General features: G+C 68.8%; 8 protein-coding genes and 1 pseudogene. All 9 read right to left on the minus strand.

The genetic code is table 11. The features are described 5' to 3' along the window. Positions 1-8 precede the first annotated feature (8 nt). The gene (locus E8A74_RS03340) at positions 9-1,055 is read right to left on the minus strand and encodes a pentapeptide repeat-containing protein (RefSeq protein WP_136927430.1); all 1,047 of its coding nucleotides are present in this window, start codon (positions 1,053-1,055) and stop codon (positions 9-11) included. Next, positions 1,052-3,691: a DUF2169 domain-containing protein gene (locus E8A74_RS03345; protein ID WP_170228817.1), complete on the minus strand. Its 2,640-nt coding sequence runs from the start codon at positions 3,689-3,691 to the stop codon at positions 1,052-1,054. The genes E8A74_RS03340 and E8A74_RS03345 overlap by 4 nt, the downstream gene beginning before the upstream one ends. Then, positions 3,688-6,090 (minus strand): type VI secretion system Vgr family protein, encoded by a 2,403-nt coding sequence (locus tag E8A74_RS03350; protein WP_136927432.1) that lies wholly within the window; start codon positions 6,088-6,090, stop codon positions 3,688-3,690. Before E8A74_RS03350 ends, E8A74_RS03345 begins: the two co-directional genes overlap by 4 nt. 70 nt (positions 6,091-6,160) lie before the next feature. Beyond that, positions 6,161-8,737, minus strand: coding sequence for a VWA domain-containing protein (locus tag E8A74_RS03355; protein ID WP_136927433.1), 2,577 nt, complete (start codon positions 8,735-8,737; stop codon positions 6,161-6,163). Between the two features lie 2,039 nt (positions 8,738-10,776). Beyond that, positions 10,777-11,379: pseudogene (locus E8A74_RS55915) on the minus strand (AAA family ATPase); the annotation flags it as partial. 40 nt (positions 11,380-11,419) lie between these two features. Then, entirely contained in the window at positions 11,420-12,178 is a 759-nt protein-coding gene (locus E8A74_RS51815; protein WP_170228819.1) for a hypothetical protein, read from the minus strand. Continuing rightward, positions 12,175-14,922 (minus strand): OmpA family protein, encoded by a 2,748-nt coding sequence (locus E8A74_RS03365; RefSeq protein WP_170228820.1) that lies wholly within the window; start codon positions 14,920-14,922, stop codon positions 12,175-12,177. Before E8A74_RS03365 ends, E8A74_RS51815 begins: the two co-directional genes overlap by 4 nt. Before the next feature lie 4 nt (positions 14,923-14,926). After that, the gene (locus E8A74_RS03370; RefSeq protein ID WP_136927436.1) at positions 14,927-15,334 is read right to left on the minus strand and encodes a hypothetical protein; all 408 of its coding nucleotides are present in this window, start codon (positions 15,332-15,334) and stop codon (positions 14,927-14,929) included. Positions 15,335-15,354: 20 nt separating this feature from the next. Then, complete coding sequence (locus tag E8A74_RS03375) at positions 15,355-16,977, minus strand: hypothetical protein (protein ID WP_136927437.1); 1,623 nt, start codon at positions 16,975-16,977, stop codon at positions 15,355-15,357. Positions 16,978-17,027 lie beyond the last annotated feature (50 nt).

A 17,027-nucleotide genomic window follows, 5' to 3' on the forward strand; every position in this document is an offset into this window, starting at 1 on the left:
ACACTCCTTCAGCTTGGAACGAAGCTCTCCGCCTTTGCGAGCTCACGATCGTCGCCCAGCGCGAGCGCACGATCGGTGAAAATGGCCTGGGTCTCCACCGTGCGGTGGAACTTGGCCCGGAACAGGGTCGCGCCGGAGAAGTCGGCCTTCGACACATCGGCGTTCGAGAAATCGGCGTACGTGAGGTCCGCGGCAGGCAGGAGTGCCCCCACGCAGCGCGCGCGGTGGAAGTTGCACTGCCCGAGCTTCGCCTTCGCGAAGTTTGCCCCCGAGAGATCCGCGTCGGCGAAGACCGCCTGATGAAAATCACCGCGACGCGCCCGCGCGGAGACGAGCTTCGCCTCCACGAAGAGCGCGTTCTTCGCGTTCACGTCGTCGAGGTTCGCACCCGAGAGATCGGCGCCCTTGAAATTGGCCTGCACGAGGTACGCGCCCGAGAGATCGGTCCCGCGGAGATCACACTCCATGAGCTGCGTCAGGCCCAGCTCCACGCCGGCGAGCGACATCCCCGCGAGGTTCGAGCCGACCAGCACGGCCGTCTCGAAGCGCGCCTTTTCCAGGACGACCTTGCGCAGATCCGTCTTGAGCACGGCCGTTTGTTTGAGCGCGCTGCGCGTGAACCGCAGCCCCGAAAGGTCACACGCGACCAGGGCCGACCGGTCGAGCACGACGTCCACGAAGCTCGCGCCTTCGAGCTTCCCTTCGAGGAGGTTCGTGTTGTGCACCTTCGTGCGCTCGAACTTCGCGCCCGCGAGGTTGCATTTGTTGAAATTCGCGAACGAGAGATTCGTGTCCTCGAATGACACGCCTTCGAGGTTGCACTCCACGAACGACGCGTGGCGCGCGTCCACGCCCGCGAGGTTCACGCCCCGCAGATCACTGCGATGCACGATGACCTCGCGCAGGTTCGCCCCCGCGAGGTTCGCCCCGGAAAACTTGCTCTCCTCGGCGATGAGGCCCCCGATGGACGCGCCCCGCAGGTCGAGCCCCGAGAAATCCAGCCGATCGAGAACCTCTCCGCGCCCGACGAGGCGCTCGAGCTCTTCCTTGTTCACGCCCCGCCCTCCCGCGAAAAGCGCACCTGGGTGACGTTCGCCGCGTCGAAGCTCGTCTTGTCGTCGCCCTTCATCCGCGCGAGATCGGCCCGGAACAGGCTCGCCCCGCGGAAATCGGCCCCGGCTACCTTGGCCTTTTGCATGACGGCGTGCATCAGATCCGCCCCTCGCAACGTCGCCTTGTCGAGGTTCGTCCGCACCCAGCGCGAATCGCGGGCGCGAATCCGATCGAGCTTCGCGCCCCGCAGATCACACTCACTCAGGTCACCCCGATCGATCTTGGCCTCCGTGAGATCCGCCTCGACGAGCGACGTCCCGCGCAAGTTCGCCTCGACGAACGTGGCTCCCTTGAACGACGCGCCCGAAAAGTCGCTCTCCTCGACGAACCGAGCATTGTCGAGCGCCGCCTTCTCCAGGTTCGCGCCCTTCGCCTTGCAACGCAAAAACACGGCCGAGACGAGCTTCGCCCCCGAAAGCCGCGCTCCCGAGAGATCACATTCGAGGAACGTCACGCCCGAGAGATCTGCCTCGGAGAAGTCCACCGCGGCGAGCTTCGCTTCGAGCAGCCGCGCGCCCGCGAGCGTGGCCCGCCGCAACACGACGTCGCCGAAGCTCGCCTCGTGGAGCGACGCGTCCGAAAGATCCGCGCCCGAGAAATCCGCGCCCGCGAGGTCGGCCTTGTCCAGCGTGGCTTGCGCGAGCGCGGCCTTGCCGAGCTTCGCGCCCGTGAGCGTGGCCGCTCCGAGGTTCGTCTCGACGAGCTGCGCCTCTTCCAGATCGGCCCCGGTGAGGTCCGCCCGCGCGAGCACCGCGCCGCCGAGCCTGGCTTTTCGCAGCACGGTCCCCCGCAGGTTCGCGTTTTCGAGCATGGCGCCTTCGAGGTCCATGCCCGAGAGATCCATTCCTTCGAGCGACGCGCCCGTGAGATCCCGCCCCGCGAGCGATTGCCCCGTCGCCCGCGCTTCGAGCACGACCGCACGCGCACGCGCCATTGGCTCGCCGACGAGCGCGCCTGCCGGCGGGAAGTGATGGGCGAACCGCTGGTACATCTCCCGCAATTTCTGCTCGGTGAACCGGAGCTTCTTCTCGAACTCGGGATCCACGAGGTACGCCTCGAACGACTCGTTCGGCGTCCCCTCGGCGCGATAGCGGGTCGCGAGGGCCCGAAGCTCGGCGAGCTGCGCATCCGCCGAGAACTTCGGCGGCCCGGCCGCCTCCGCTTGGGCCTTGCGCATCTGCTCGTCGTAATCGAGCCCGGCCGCCTCACACCGCGCGCGCACGTTCGCGAGGGCCTCCTCCCGCTGCTTCTTCACCTGCTCGCGGGCCTTCTCCATTTCCTTTTCCATCTGCTCGACGTGCTCGGCCATGTCGTCGACGTCGGGCAGCGGGGCCTCGGGCGGCAGTGCCTTCGGCACGTTCGCGTTTTTCTTGCTGTCGGGGAAATCGTCGAGGCCCTCCTCCACCGCGGCAAGCCGCGCCTCCATACCGGCGCGCAGGTTTTTCGAGACGAGCCGCTCGGTCGTCGTCCCGGGCAACCCCACCTCGTCCGCGCGAAACGCCGCGTACGACGCGCCGATGGGCAAAAGCTCGCGGTCGCGCAGGGCATGCAAATGCCCCTTCTCCTTGTCGATGCGGCGCGCGAAGACCTCCTGGTAATACGCAGAGGAGCGCTTCTGATCCTTCGCGTCGAGCGCGCCGAGGAAATGAAGCACGTCCTTCGCGTCGTCCTCCGCGATCCGCACGACCCCGCGAAAGATCAGGATCCCGAGCAGCGCGCCGGGCAAGAGGTGCACCGTCTCCATGCGCAACGGCACCTCGACCCATTCCTCGCCGCTGGCCTTCCGCTGGGTGAGGAACGCGCGGCCCACGACCTCGGGGACGCGGGAGACGATCCGCGCCCGCTCGGGGTGCACGTTTTCCAGCTCGATCGCCTCACCGCCCGAGAAAAACCCTTCGATGCGTTGATCGGGCGGGGCGACGTTGAAGAAGCTCCAGTCGAAATCGCTCGGCATCCCGGGCGCCTCGTTGTCGAGCCACTTCTTGTCGTACGTGCCCGAGTTCGCCCACCGCTCCGGCAAGGTGAGGTCAGCGGGACCAAACGTCGCCGGCTCGGGCCGATCCCCGGGCGCCTTCACGAGCCGCTTCGGGTTCTCCACGTTCGGCAGAAAATGCACCTCGCCGCCGCCCTCGGCCTTCTCCGGCGCAACTCCTCGGCCCACGGGGTTTTTCGTGAACCCCTTGCCGCCGAACGACCTCGACCACGTCAGCGGCATCTCGGTGAATGGCGCGGGTTGCGAGGGCACGCCGAGCTTCCAGGAGCGATCCCCGAACACGGCGAGCCGCTTGTCGACGGAGCCCACCTTGAGCCGCACCGGACAAACCGGCGCCGGACCGCCGGGCGGATACGCTTTTCCGCTGAGCAGCACCTCGCCGTTCGGCTTGGGCCGGCACACGTCGAGGGGCACGTTCGGGCCGAGCTCCTTCGTGATGGAGAGCCAGAGCGCGGCCTCGGGGACGAGCGAGGCCTCCTCGTCGAGCGTGAAGCCCGCGAGGAGCGAGACGACGAAATGGGGTTCGCGGCGCGCCTCGAACACGCCCGTCATGACGCCGAGGCGCAGGGGTTTGATCGTCTTCATGCGAGCATGAAAATGCCGACCTGGGTGATCGTCACGCTCTGCTGGATGAGCGTGATGCTCACCGAGCCGAGCTCGGCCTCTTTCTTGACGATCTTGCCCTTCTTGAGCTCGAACTCGGCGACCTTGTCGACGAGCGACAACGTCGCGCCGAACCGGACCTCCGCGGCGAGGACGCCCTCGATCTTGCCGCCCACGAGCGACTCCACCTTCAGGCCGACGATGTTCTCGTTCTTGAGCCCGAGATAGGTCTCCGACTGCGAGCCCTTCACGCTCACCTCGCAGCCGAGCACCTCCCATTTCCACTCGGACTTGCTCTTCACGTCGACCTTGTTGGCCTCGATCAGCATGTCCTTCCCGGCTTTGATCTCCATCCCCAGCGGCGTCTCCATATTGACGCCCTCGACGCCCTTGATGTGCATCAGCCCTTTGCTCAGGAGGTCCATCGTCGCGGCGGTCGACTCGACCTTGACCAATCCCTCGCTCTGGATTTCGGTCTTGCCCTTCGTATCGAACTTCGTGTTGTTCGTCGTGACGTTGACCGTGTAATCGCCCTGCGTCGTCGTGGTCATCGTGTTCGCGGGCACGCGCGTCGTCCACGGCCCTTCCTTCACGGTGAGCGAGTAGCTGCCGTGATTCGCCGTCATGCTGATGCTCTGGTTCGCCGTGATCCCGATGCATCCGGCCCCGGTCGGGCCATACCCGACGCCCACGCCGAGCCCCATCCCGCCCCGGATGTACGATTTCCAGTCGGTCGCCACGTCGACCGTCCAGGTCCCGCCGCCCATGAGGCCCACGTCCAGATCGAAGTTCCTCCCGAAATCGAGCAGCGTGTTGTCGTCGGTCCGCAGGATGACCTCGTGACCGTCGTTCGGCGAGCCCATCCGCAGGTACGAGTTCGAATACGGCGTCGACAACGTCACGCGCTGCTGCCCGGCGAGATCCTCGAGCTCCAGCCGGTTCCTGCCGCCCGTCTGAATGACGTTTTTCGTGTGGTTGCCGCTCGTCACCGGGCTCGGCGTGAGCGCGTTCGGCACGACGCCGCTGATCACCGGACGATCCGGGTCGCCGCCGAGGAACGTGAACACCACCTCGGTCCCCTTGCGCAGCGGGAAATGAAACCCTTCGATGCCGCCGCCGTGCGGCTGCATCATGCGCACGTACGTCGAGGCGTTGCCCTGCTTCAGGTTGCTCTCGTCGTACTTGAACTTGACGAGGTAGCGCCCCTGATCGTCGATCTGCGCATATTCGCTGTCGGCCGCGCCGTCGATGACCCCGTTCTCCACGCCGAAGATGCGCGGCCACGGCGTGCGGGATTCGGGCCGAAACTGCGTATCGGCGGGGATGGCGTCGACCTCGACGAAGTACACCTCGTCGTGCTCGATCTCCATCAGCTCTTTCCACTGCGTATGCCCCGCGGCCTGGTTGCCGTGGTGGTGCACCTCGATCGCCAGGTACTTCTTGTTGAACGAGGCCTTCGGGTGCTCGTCGAGCTCGAAGGTGTAGCCGCTCCGCAGGTGCGAACGCGTCCCCATCGCCCGGAAGACCACCTCGCGCGCGAGCATCTCTTCGGCGCGGATCTGCGCGAGCCGCTTGCCGTCGCTCGGCGAGAAGAACCGGGCGCCGTAGACCGTCACCTCCGCCGTCCCGTGTTGCGAGACGTTCGCCTGCCCCGACACGTCGAGGTTCGGCTTGGCGTAATCGTAGTCCTTCAGCTTGACCACCGCCGGCAGCGAGGCGTGGCGCGCCCGGAACGTGCGGAACGAGGGGCCCGCGCTGCGATCCATGCCCGTCTGCGGGAAATACCGCACCGGCGCGCCGAGCGGCTCCTCGGGGTAGGACTCCGCGTCGCAGAGGATGAGCTTCTCGCCGTTCTCCGAGTGTTCGAAATAATAATAAATGCCCTCGCGCTCCATCCACCGCGAGATGAACGCGAGATCGCTCTCGTGGTACTGGCAGACGTGGTCTTCCTTGGCGTACCCCGAGAGCCGGATCTCGAAGTCGTCCGAGGTGAAGCCATTGTCTTCGAGGATCGCCTGGAGGATCTCGGGCACGCTCTTCTTCGTGAAGATGCGCGAGTGGCGCGAGAGCCCGAGCGTCCAGAGGCGCGGCACGATCACGGCGCGGATGAGCGATCGGCCTCCGTAGCTGTGCAGATGCTCCAGGCTGCCGAGGATCCCCGCAAAGATGTAGGGCGGCAGCTTGTCGTCCGCGCGGTCGATCACGAGCCGCGCCTTGCCGCCGATGCCGTCCGCGAGATCGATTTCCTCGCCGTCGGCCTCCTCGACCACGACCATGACCTCGAACTCGTAGGGCCGCGAGATGCCCTCCACGCCTCGAAACGTGGCGACGCGACTGTTCTCGGGAAGTGCGCTCGATTCCAGGGTGATAAGGTCTGCCATACGCTCGGGCGGGAGGATAGGTCACCCCCGAGCCGCATGAAAAGGGAAAACCCGCCGCCCGATCGATGCTTTAGAACACGCGTCGTGTGCCCATCACGGCCGCGTGCACCGCCTGCATCGCCTGCGCGACAGCGCCCGCCTCGTCCCGCATCACGGCGAACCACCGCGCCGGCGTGAGCATCGAGTCCGGCAGGAGCCGCTCCAGCAAATCGATCGCCTCGGCCCGCCGCGAGAGATCGGATCCGCCGAAATCGGCCACCACCTCGGCGATCGTCGAGAGCACGACGATCACGGCCTCGCAATCGGACGAACGGCCCGTGGGGGCATTCTCGCCGATCTCGGCCGCCGGCGCTGGAAACCACCGCAGAAATCGCCCTTCGAGCGCGCGCCGATCCTTTTCGACCGCCTCGCGCAGCGCCCGCGACCCCTCCCCCTTCGCGGCCGTGTCCGCCGCGACCCCGAGCGCCGCCTCCGCGCGCGCCGCCTCTGCGCTCGCGTCCGCCTCCGCCGCGAGCGCTTCGATCGCCGCCGCGCTTCGTTTCTCCGCGAGCGCTCCGAGCTCGTCCACGAGCCCGCCGAGCTCGGCCCGGAGCCGCGCCGCCCGCACCTCGACCGAAAGGTCCTTCTCGTCCGGCGGACCTTCCACGTGGATCTTCGGCCCCGTGAAGAGCTTGCCCTCGCAGATCTCGACGAGCGCGTCGTCGTCGAGGAAATGATAAAAAGCCCGCTCCCCGCGCGCCCGCTGCCGCGCGACGAGCGCCCGCAGCGCCTCGTTCTCCTCCCCGAGCGCGACCACGCTCACGGCGATCGGCACATCGCCGACCTTCTCCCGCGCCGCCTGGATCACCTCCTCGCGCACCACGGCGTCGCCGTCGGTCACGAGCACGATCTGCGCCCGCGCGAGGTCCGGATCTTCCTCCTTCGCCGCCCGGATCTGCTCGAAGCTCGACAAAAGCGCATTCTCGATGTCCGTGCCGCCCTTGCGCACGGTGCCGACCACGTCGGCCATCGCCGCGATCGCTTCCTTCCCATTGCCGATCCGCGTGATCGGCCCGATCTTCTTCGTGAAGTATCGATAATGCAGCGTGAGGCGCGTCGACCGATCCCCCTCGGCGAAACGCCTCACCAGCATGCCGAGCTCCGCGAGCAGGATCGCGTCCCGCACCCGCGCGCGCGCGCCCTTCTTGCCGTCTTCCAGCATCGAGCTCGACCCGTCGAGCACGTAGATACGCGCCTCGCCCACGAGGCGTGTCCGCGTCCGCTTCTTGACCTCCTGCTCGACGTACCGCCGCGCGAGCAGCCGCCCCTCGGCGAGCGCGAGCAAGACCGTGCGTGGATCCTCGATGACCGCGTGCGGGACATCCGTCACGTCGCGCGCGGGCATGAGCAAAAGATCCTGCGTCGGGTGGCGGACCAGGCGCGCGCGCGTCTCGACCTCGGTCACGCGCACCGGCGCGAGCGGGACGCCGACGTCGACCGTGCCGTCGATCGCGCAAAGCGCCGCGTGCGTCTCGGCCTCGTTCTCGGGCGCGAGCCATTGCAAGGCGAGCAGGCGGTATTTTTTATCCTCGTCGCTCTCGCGCTTCGGCGCCTTCTCCTGCACGCGGCGCGCCTTCACGTACCCTTCCGCGATCGCGGTCATCGCTGCGCCGCCGAACATCTCCTCGCTCGATCGACGCAAGCCGCGCAGTTTGTCCCCTTCCAGATCCTCGCCCTCGCCGTCGCCGAGCTTCTTTCGCGCGCGCGACGACGCGGCGGAGAGCGCCTCGTCGCCGGCCGCGAGCGAGGCGCCGTCGAGCGCGACGAGCGCCGCGTGCAGCCTCTGCCGTTCGCCCCGCGCGAGCGCGTCCTTCGCCTGGTGCAAGAGCCCGCGGTGCGCCGAGAGCCCCGCGGCTTCGAGCCGATCGATCCGCGCGATCTCCATGGCGAGGTGCCGCCTGCGCACCTCCACGCCCTCCTTGCCGAGCGGAAGCGCCGCCGATGCGTCGAGCAAGAGCTTGCGCGCCGCTTCGAGCAGGCGTCGTTTGCGCGAGAGAAACTCCGTCTCGCCCCGCGCCGCGTCGAGCAGGTGATCAATCGCGAGCAGCTCGACCTCGACGAGGCGCTCCTCCTCGGCCGAAAGGGGTGTCTCGAAAAAGCTCTCGGCCGCCGCGGCGGCCGCCTCGCCTTTCCCGGCCGCGCTGGGTTTGCCCTTTTCGCCCGTTCCCCCGAGCGTGCGGGGCGTGATCGCGAGCGGCGGCGCGATCCGCACCGGATCGATCGCGGCGGCGACGCGGCGCGCGGCCTCGTTTTTCTGATCGCTCGCGGCGCGCGCCGCCCGCACCGTGACCTCGTAGAGCCGGCGCACCCACGCGGCGTGCGCGAGCGGCACCCGCCCGTGCACCACGAGCGTTCGTTCGAGCGCGATCACGTTGTCTTCGAGCTCGCGCACGGCGCCCTTGAGCAGCTCCTCCGGCACGGGTTTGCCCCCGGGCGCGCGCAGCGCGTCGAGCAGCGCCGCGACGCGGGCCGTGCGCAAAGGCGGGCGATACCCGAGCGCCCGAAGCAAAGGCCGCGCGAGACGCACGAGCGGGGCGCGCACGTCGTGCGGCCGCGCCGTGAGCTGCTCGATACGCTCGCCGAACGACGAGAGCACTTCGTCCGTCATGCGTTCCCGGTCCGCAGCGCTTGCGCCCACGCGGCGTCCGAGCGCTGCCGGAAGAGCTCGGTCACGGCCGTGCGTGTCCTCGCGTCGAGCGCGTCGATGCGGTGGCGCACGGCGTCGACCTCGGCTGCGTGCGCCGGAAACACCTCGGCGACGTTCCGCGCTTCGAGGGCAAACCGCGTCAGCGCCCCCTCGTCCCACAGGAGATCAAAAAACCGCGACTGCACGATCGCGCGCAGGCTCGCCTCGGCGCCGTCCGCGTGGTTTTCGAGGTCGCGCCAGAAACGTTCCAGGTAATCGAGCGACCGCCCGATCCGCGCGAGATCCCCGGCGACGACCCGCCCGCGCACCGCCTCCGGCAGCTTGCCACACGCGGCCGCGATCGCCGCCGCCGCCTCCGCGGGCGAGGGCGCTTCCCGCACCCCCTCGGCGGCGACGACGAGCGCGATCTCGGCGAGCGTGTAGGCCGAGGAGACACGCCGCTCGGTCCCGCGGAGGCGGCGATACCCGTCGTAATCGTGGGTTTGTCCTTCGCCGACATTCGGCGCCGCATCCCCGCGCAGGAGCGCCTCGGCCGCCCAGCCGAGGAACGCCTCGGCGGCGATCGCCCGCGCGAGCCCCGCCCTCCCGAGCACCGCGACGAGCGCCTCGACCTCGCGCACGAGCGCGGTCCGGTCGCGCGCGTCGAAGCCCTTGAACACCACCTCGATCAGCGCGCCGAGCCGCGGCCCCGTGACCTTCTCTTTCAGCGACGAGGGCGCGCCGCGCACGCCCGCGAGGCGCGTCGCCATCACGTCGAGCCGATCGAGCTCGGGCGCGATCGCCGCGAGCACCTCGGCGAGCCTGCGCGAGGGCGCGCTCTTCAAGGCGCTCGTGACCACGCTGCGCAGCGAGATGTCGAGCAGGATCGTGATGTCGTCCTCGGCCGCGGCCACCGCGCGTTGCCAGGCTTTTTCCTCGCCGGTCTCGTGCACCGCGCCCTGGCCGAGCAGCTCGCGCCGCTGCTCGTAGAGCGATTCGAGCGCCTCGATCCGCGCGCGCGCCCTCTTTTGCGCCTCGGTGCCGTCGTCGATGATCGACGCGACGAGATCCGTCGAGGAAGCGCCCGCCGCGTGCCCCGCGGCCTCGTCGACCATCACGAGCGCCCGACCGCGCAGCCACCGCGCGACGGCGCGTGTCCCGGCCGTGCCGTCCTCGATCTCGGCGGCGAGCCGCGACAGATCCCTCACGACCTCGCCGATCGGCCGCGTCTCTCCGCCCGCGGCCGCGTCGATCCCGCGGCGCAACACGAGCGCCGTCAGCGCCCCGGTCGCGTCCTTCACGAGCGCGCCCGCGTGCGCCGCGTCGATCGAGCCCGCGCGCGCCTGCGCCCCGAGCTCGCGCATGGCGACGAGCAAGCGCGTCGCGTCTTTCGAGGCGATGGCTTGCTCGACCATCACGCGTGGCTTGTCCTCGGGCGGCGGCGGCTCGGATTTGCGCTTCTTCTTTTTGCCCGCGTCCGCCGGCACCGTCACGGCGTCGGGCCGCGGCGTATCGACCGCGGCGGGCCGGGGTTTTACGTGAATGGGCGGCATCTGCGCGAGGCACGATTCAAAGATCGAGCGCTCCGTGCGCACGATCCCGAGCTGCCGCCGCTCGTTCGGATCACTCTCGCGACCGATCAGCGCCTCGGTCTGATCCGGCGTGGGGCCCGAGAGCAAGAGGTGCAGCCGCAGCCATTTGAAATCGGAAGGCAGCACCTCGAGCGATCGCTTCGGATTGTGCAGCAGGCGATCCGCGACCACGGCCGCCCGGAGCACGCGGCCCGAACGAACGGCCGTGCGCGTGGAGATGTAACGCGTCGGCACGAACGCCGGATCGGCGCGCACGGCGGCGTTGAGCTCGCGATCGAAACGTTCGAGCAGCATCGCGAGGCCGTCGCAGACCGGATCGGAGACGTAGACCTCGTCGACGAGGTGCTGCAAAGCGTCGAGGTCCTGGACGCTCAGCGTGGATTCGAGCAGCGGCCGGGACGACCCCCCGACGTGGCGGCGCAGCACGAGACCGAGCTGATTCGGATCGGCGAACCCGCGCGGGACGAACGACACGAACGCGATACGATCGACGAACGCGAGCAACGTCTCCCGCGAGCTCTCCAGCACGTCGGCGATGTACCGGTTCGTCGTCATCAATGCGCACTCGATGCGCCCCCGCTTCACCTGCCCGCCTTGCTTCACCTCCCGCTCGTGCAGCACGTTCAGCGCCGAGCGGAGCAACATGTCGCGGCCGTCGAAGATCTCGTCGAGAAACGCGTGGACGGCGCCGAGCATCCCCTCGTCGGTGAAATGCTCGGTGCGCCCCGTCTCCATCAGCGTCTTGAAATCGATGGGGCCGATCAGGTCGGTCTGGACCGTGCTCTCGCCGATCTGCCGCGCGTACAGGCTCGGCGCGCCCGTCTCCTCGTCGAGGATTCGCCCGAGGACCGCGGAGGCGAGCTGGCTCTTCGCGGTCCCCGGAGGGCCGGTGACGAGCAGGTGCTCGCGCGAGAGCAGCGCGAGCGTGAGCTGGAGGAGCACGTCGTCGCGCTCGAGGAAAAGGTGATGGAGCTCGTCGAAGAAGGCGCGGAAGCGATTGGAAGCGGCTTCGAGGCGGATCGGATCGACCATCGCGGCCGAGGGTAGCGGCCCCGGGGGGCCGAGGTAAAGGCTAGAGAACGTGAAAATGAAGCTCGATCGGCAGCCCCACGTGCACCGCCGAGGCCCCGAGGCTCTTGCTCGCGCTCTCGACGCGCTCGGTCTGGAACAGGCTGTAGAGCGCGATGCCGGTCCGCACCGAGAGGTTCGGCGAGACCTGATAGCCGAACATTCCATACATCGACATCGCGACGCCGACCGTGCTCGAAGCCTCGTCGACCTTGCGCCCGTCGGGCAGCCGAAGCTTGCGGTCGTTCGACCCGAAATAGGGACCGATGCCGAGCCCAGGCAAAAACGCGAGCCGCCGCGTGACGGGCAGGATGTAATGGCCCGTGAACTCGAGCAGCGCCGCGACCGAGGTCGCATTGCTGCCGTCCTCACGCGTGAGGTTGTTGCCGAGCAGGCCGAACGAGGCGGAGACGAGCACCCGCTCGTACACCGTCAATCCCACCGTGGGCGTCAGCCGGAAGAAGAGCGTCGTATTGCTCTGCTCCTGGGCGAGGAGCGTATCGTTCGAGATGCCCGTGTAGCTGAACGCGCTCCGGCCCCCAAAACTCCATTTCCACGGCGCCGTGGGGATCTCGGGCTCGGGCGAAGGGATCGGCTGGGCGGCGGGGAGCGACGCCGCGGGCGGGGGCGGCGGCGTCTGCCCGCGCTTCATCGCCTCGTAATCGGCGAAAGGATCCGGCTGCGCCGCGGCCGTGAGCGAAACGGCGGCGCAGGCCGCGCAGGCGAGCGCGCTTGCCGTGAGCCGCTTCATCCTTTTCGTCATTTGATGCCCTCGACGAGCTCCATGTGGATCTCGATCCGTCGATTGTCCTCGCGGCCCTGCGGCGTGTTGTTGTTCGCGATCGGGCTCTCGGCGCCGCGCCCCTCGGCGATCAAAGAATCCGCGGACACGCCGCGCTGGATGAGCGCGTCCCGCACGGCCGCGGCGCGGTCGGCCGAGAGCTTCTTGTTCGTCGCGGCGGCGCCCCAGCCATCCGTGAATCCGAGGAGCGACACCCGCTTGTACACCGCCTTGTTTTCGATCAGCACCTTGGCGAGCTCATCGAGGGAGACCTCGCTCGCGGGCGTGAGCGTCGTCCCCTTCGAGAACTTCACGGGCGGATTCAAGCGGAGCTGCGCGCCGAAGCGCGCCACCCGCGTCACGCCGGCGGGCAGGAGGAACTCCGGCTGCTTGGCGATCGTGTCCTTGAAGATCTTGTCCGCCTTGTCGGCGAGGTCCTTCACGACCTCGTAACGTTTGTCGACGTACGCCGCTTGCGCGGAGATCATGTATTCGGTCGCGCGGATCCACGCCTCGCCGTCGATCGCGCGGCAATTGCGGGTCTCGCATATCTTCTTCGTGATGTTCGCCTCGCGGAGCGAGCTGTCCGCCGCCTCCCGCAAGGCTTCGAGCTTCTCGGCGGCGATCTTCGGATCGGACGCGTCCTTCCTCGGCTTCTGCAGCGCGGCCGAGAATTGCTCCTTGGCCTTGCCCGAAAGCTCGATCGCATACCCGAAGCGCCTGTCGACGTAAGCCTGGCGCGCCGAGGCGAGCAGCTCCTTCGCATTCGCGTACCCCGCGAGGTCACGCTCGCCGCACGCCTCTTTCTCGCAGACCTGCTGCCCCACGCTCGCCTCCCGGAGGAGCGTGTCGGCCTTCCTCGTGCGCTCTTCGAGCTCCTCGGGGCTGCCCCGATCCGCCGTCACCTCCGCGAGTGGTTCGAGAATCGCGGACGCGTCGTCGGCGAGGCGCATCGCGTCGGCGTGACGTTTCGCCTGCCAGGCTGCGCGCGATTGCGCGAGCAATGCATCCGCCTCCTCCAGGCGCTTTTTCGCGTCCGGCGACCGCAGCCTCGCCCGGTCCCGCAAGGAGAGCGCCCGAAAGACCCGCTCGTAGGCCGGTCGCCAGGAGGCGTCGACCGGCCCTTGCTTCTGCTGCTGCATCTGCACGAGCGCTTGCTCCATTTGCTGCAAGCGTGCCGCGAGGAACTGCTCTTCGCGCGCCGCCGATCTTTCGTCGACGATGCGCACCGTCGTCCCCGGCGGCGCCGGTGGCACCGGCGGAGGCGCCTGGACGACATACACGGGGGCCTGCGGCTGCGTGGGCTGCGGTTGCTGCGTTGGCGTGGGTTGTGTCGCGCTCGGGGTGCGCGCAGCGGGTGCGGGCGCGGGGTTCGACGCGGCCGGCGCCGCGGGCTTCGCCGCGACCTTCGCGGGCTCCGGCGCCTTCACCTTGGAGAGCACGGCGAGCGCGCGATTGGCGAAGTCCTCCGCCTCCTCGTACGACCTCCGCCCGAGCCAGGCATCCGCATTCGAGAGCAGCAGATTCCCTTGCAACACCCCCGGATCGTTCGGGTTCACGGTCTGCGCCCGCGCGCTCTCGACCTGCGCCTTCTGCATTGCCACGACGGCCTTCTTGCGGGCCGTCTCCTCCGCGTCCTCCGCGCGCTTCGGGCCGGCCTGCGTCGCTGCGGCCGGCATCGGCGCCGCGACCAGCCCGGGTTTGTCACAAGCGCGGAGCCGCTCGTCGGCGCGCAGCGCATATTCGTACGCGTGCTCGTAATCGGCGGCCTGGAACCGCTTCTGCGCCAGCGAGAGCATTGCATCCATCTCGCGGAACGGCCCCGGACATCGCTGATCCTTCAGCTCGCCGAGCGCCTCCGCGCGCCGCAGCTCCAGCGACACGAGCGTCCTGTCCGCGAGCGCCTCGATCGACGGCGCATCCGCGCGCGCCCCACCCGCCCGCGGACGCGGCGCGGCGGCGCGCGGCGCCTCGACGTTCGCCGTGCCCACGGGCGGCGGATTCGTCTCCTCCGCTCGCCTCGGCTCCCCTGGCTTTTCGCCGCCGGGCGCCGCCGCCTCCTTGTCCTTTTCCGTCACGCTGCCGATCGCCGACACGAACGAAGCCGCCGCGGACTGGCCCGCATTCGCCGCCTCCGCGTACGATTTCACCTCGAACGCGTCGAGGGCGACCTCCAGCAAGGCCTGCCCTTGCTGGAAATAAACCCCCGCGGATCCCCCGGTCGCGCCCTTTTCGAGCGCCGCCAGTTGCTTCTCGTGCGCCCGGTCGATCGCCCGCATCGCCCGGGCCGCCTCGGGTGAGCTCTTGCTTTGCTCTTCGAGGTTTTTGAGCCGCGCCTCCAGCTCGACCTTCCGCCGCTCCTCCTCGCTCGCGCCCGCGGCCTTGTCGACGACCCGCAAGAGCCGCTCCGCCTCGTCGCGCTCGGCCAGGTTTTTCGCCGACGTGAAGAGCTGGATGGCCTGGTACGCGTAAAGCGTCGCATGCTCGGAATCGCCGAGGTTGTGGGCCGCCTTCGCCCGACGCAGCAAATCACGCGCCTCCGCCACGAGCTCGGGCCGGGCAATCTTGATATCCCCGACGTCCTTGCGCGCGAGCAGCCGATCCGCCTCGGCGAGCGGGACCGGCGGCGGCGCCGACGCGCACGCCGCGACGAAAAGCGCGGGCGCGAACCGCGCCGCGAGGAGGAGGGCACCCGGGAGCCGCAAACGAAAGCGTGATCGTCTCATGCCATCACTCCGAGGTTTCATCGGCCGTCGGCGCGAGCGCCTGCTCCCTGCGCTTCGCCAGCTTTTCCTCCGCCCGGCGCCGCGCGTAATGCGTCTGGATCATCGAGAGTTGCCCCTCGGCGGTCGTGAGGTAGAGGTCGGCCCGCTCGTCGACCTTCCCGTCCTTGGCCTCGGCCTCGGCCGTGACGATCCAGGTCTCGGTCCGCTGCAAATCGAGCCGCACCTCGTTCGCGAGCGGATCGGCCTTCGTCTTCTCGAAGGCCCCCCGGATGCGGAGGATCCGCTCGTTCACTTCGAGCGCCGTGGCCGGATAAGGCCCGTAATTGCGCCCGCAGCCCGCGACCGCGGCCAGAGAAACGCCGAGGAGCGCGGCCAGGATGAATCCTCGGGAGCGACGAACGAGCGATGGCATGGGCGTCGCGAGGCCTCCGGTCAAAAGATGGCCGCCTGGAGCCGCAGGCGGAACGTGTGGGCGAACTGGTTCGGCACGACCGCGGCGGCGTCGCGCCGGAGGACGGCCGTATACACCACGGACGCGAACCGCGAGAGGCGCAGGCTCGCAATGTTGTCCCATCGATAGATGGGCCGGTACGTCGCGCCGAGGAACCCGCTGAACTGATCCGAGTCCACGAACAGATCGAGGCGGCTCTTGACGGAGAGCACCTTGAAGAGCGTGAACCCGACGAGCCCCGACGCCTCCGCGCCGTAATCGAAGGCGTCCGGCAGCGTGATCAGATCGAGGTTCGCGCCCGAGCGCCCCTGCACGTAACGCCCGCCGCCATAAAACGATTGCCGCATCGCGGCCCCGGCGCGGATGCCCAGCGTGATGCCCAGGAAATCGACACGTGTCCCGAACCCCGCGCCCTCCTGGACGAACAGGGGAAACCCCCCGGCGAACGTCTCGAGCTCGTCGCCGGCGAAATACTCCCCCTGCTTCACCACCTTCCCCTGCGCGTCGCGTGTCGTCGCGCGGTAGGGCTGCTCGTCCCGATAGGTGGTGTTGAAGAGCGTCGTATACCCCATGGCGTGGGCGTAGGGGCCGAGGATGCCGACGACACGATAGTTGTAGAGCAGCTCCGCGCTCACCTCGTCGACGACCTTGCGGAGCGGAAACGCCTGCTCGACGGGCGAGGTCAAGGAGAGGACCATCTCGTCGATGCCGACATTGAGCTGCGCGAGGTGGCGGCCGGAGTCGTAAGCGCCCTCGAAGCTCGTGAACCCGCCCGCCATGAAGACGTCGCCGTTGTACGTCGAGAACTGGTTCATCCGCTGGGCGAACGACACGTCGCCGCCGACGACCCATTGCACGCGCCACGGGCTCGGCTCGTACTCGGCCTCGGGACGACCGAACTCGGTCCGTACGATCTTGCCGTCCTCGACGACGACGCGGTATTCGATGAGCTCGCCGCCGCCGACCTGCATCGCGATCGAATTCACGGTCGCGTTCGGATTCGTGCCGAGCGCGAGGATGTACCTGCCCGGCGGCAGGATGAGCGCCTCCGGCTTCGCCGCCTTGTCGACCGAGGTCGAAACGGGGCCATACACGCGGGCCCCGTCCGCGGACGCGACGACGAACTTGTCCTCGATCGGCGCCTTTCGATCGTCGACGAGGCTCACGCGGAGCACGCCGAAGTTCTGCGCCGCGGTGACGGTCATTCCTTTGACCACCGTCACCTCGCTCGAAGCCCGGAGCGCCTCGGGCCCCGAGCCCACGAGCACGCGGTACTGGCCCGGCGGCACGGGGATCCGCTCGCCGATGTATCCCCGCGCGACGGTCTCCCCGTCGTATTGCACGAGCACGCTCGCGCCGGGCAGCCTCCCCGCGGGGCTCGGCACGAATACGGCGCCGTACCCGGTGGGCAGGGGCGTGATATCCATGTCGAGCTGATCCTGAACGGACATTCCGGAGGTGCGCTTCGGCGCCGCGGCCGGCGTCGTCTGGGCGAGGGCGGGCGCGGCGAAGAGCAGCCCGGCGAACGAGAGGGCCACGAAGCGCGCGCCCGTGTGGCGATGGAAGACGCGGCCGTTTCGCGGAAATGGAGGGAGCTGGTTCACGGCGTGGCCATTTCTCCTGGCGGCGTGTACGTGGGCGCTCGGAAGCGGTC

It is taken from the genome of Polyangium fumosum, assembly GCF_005144585.1.
GTDB lineage: Bacteria > Myxococcota_A > Polyangia > Polyangiales > Polyangiaceae > Polyangium > Polyangium fumosum.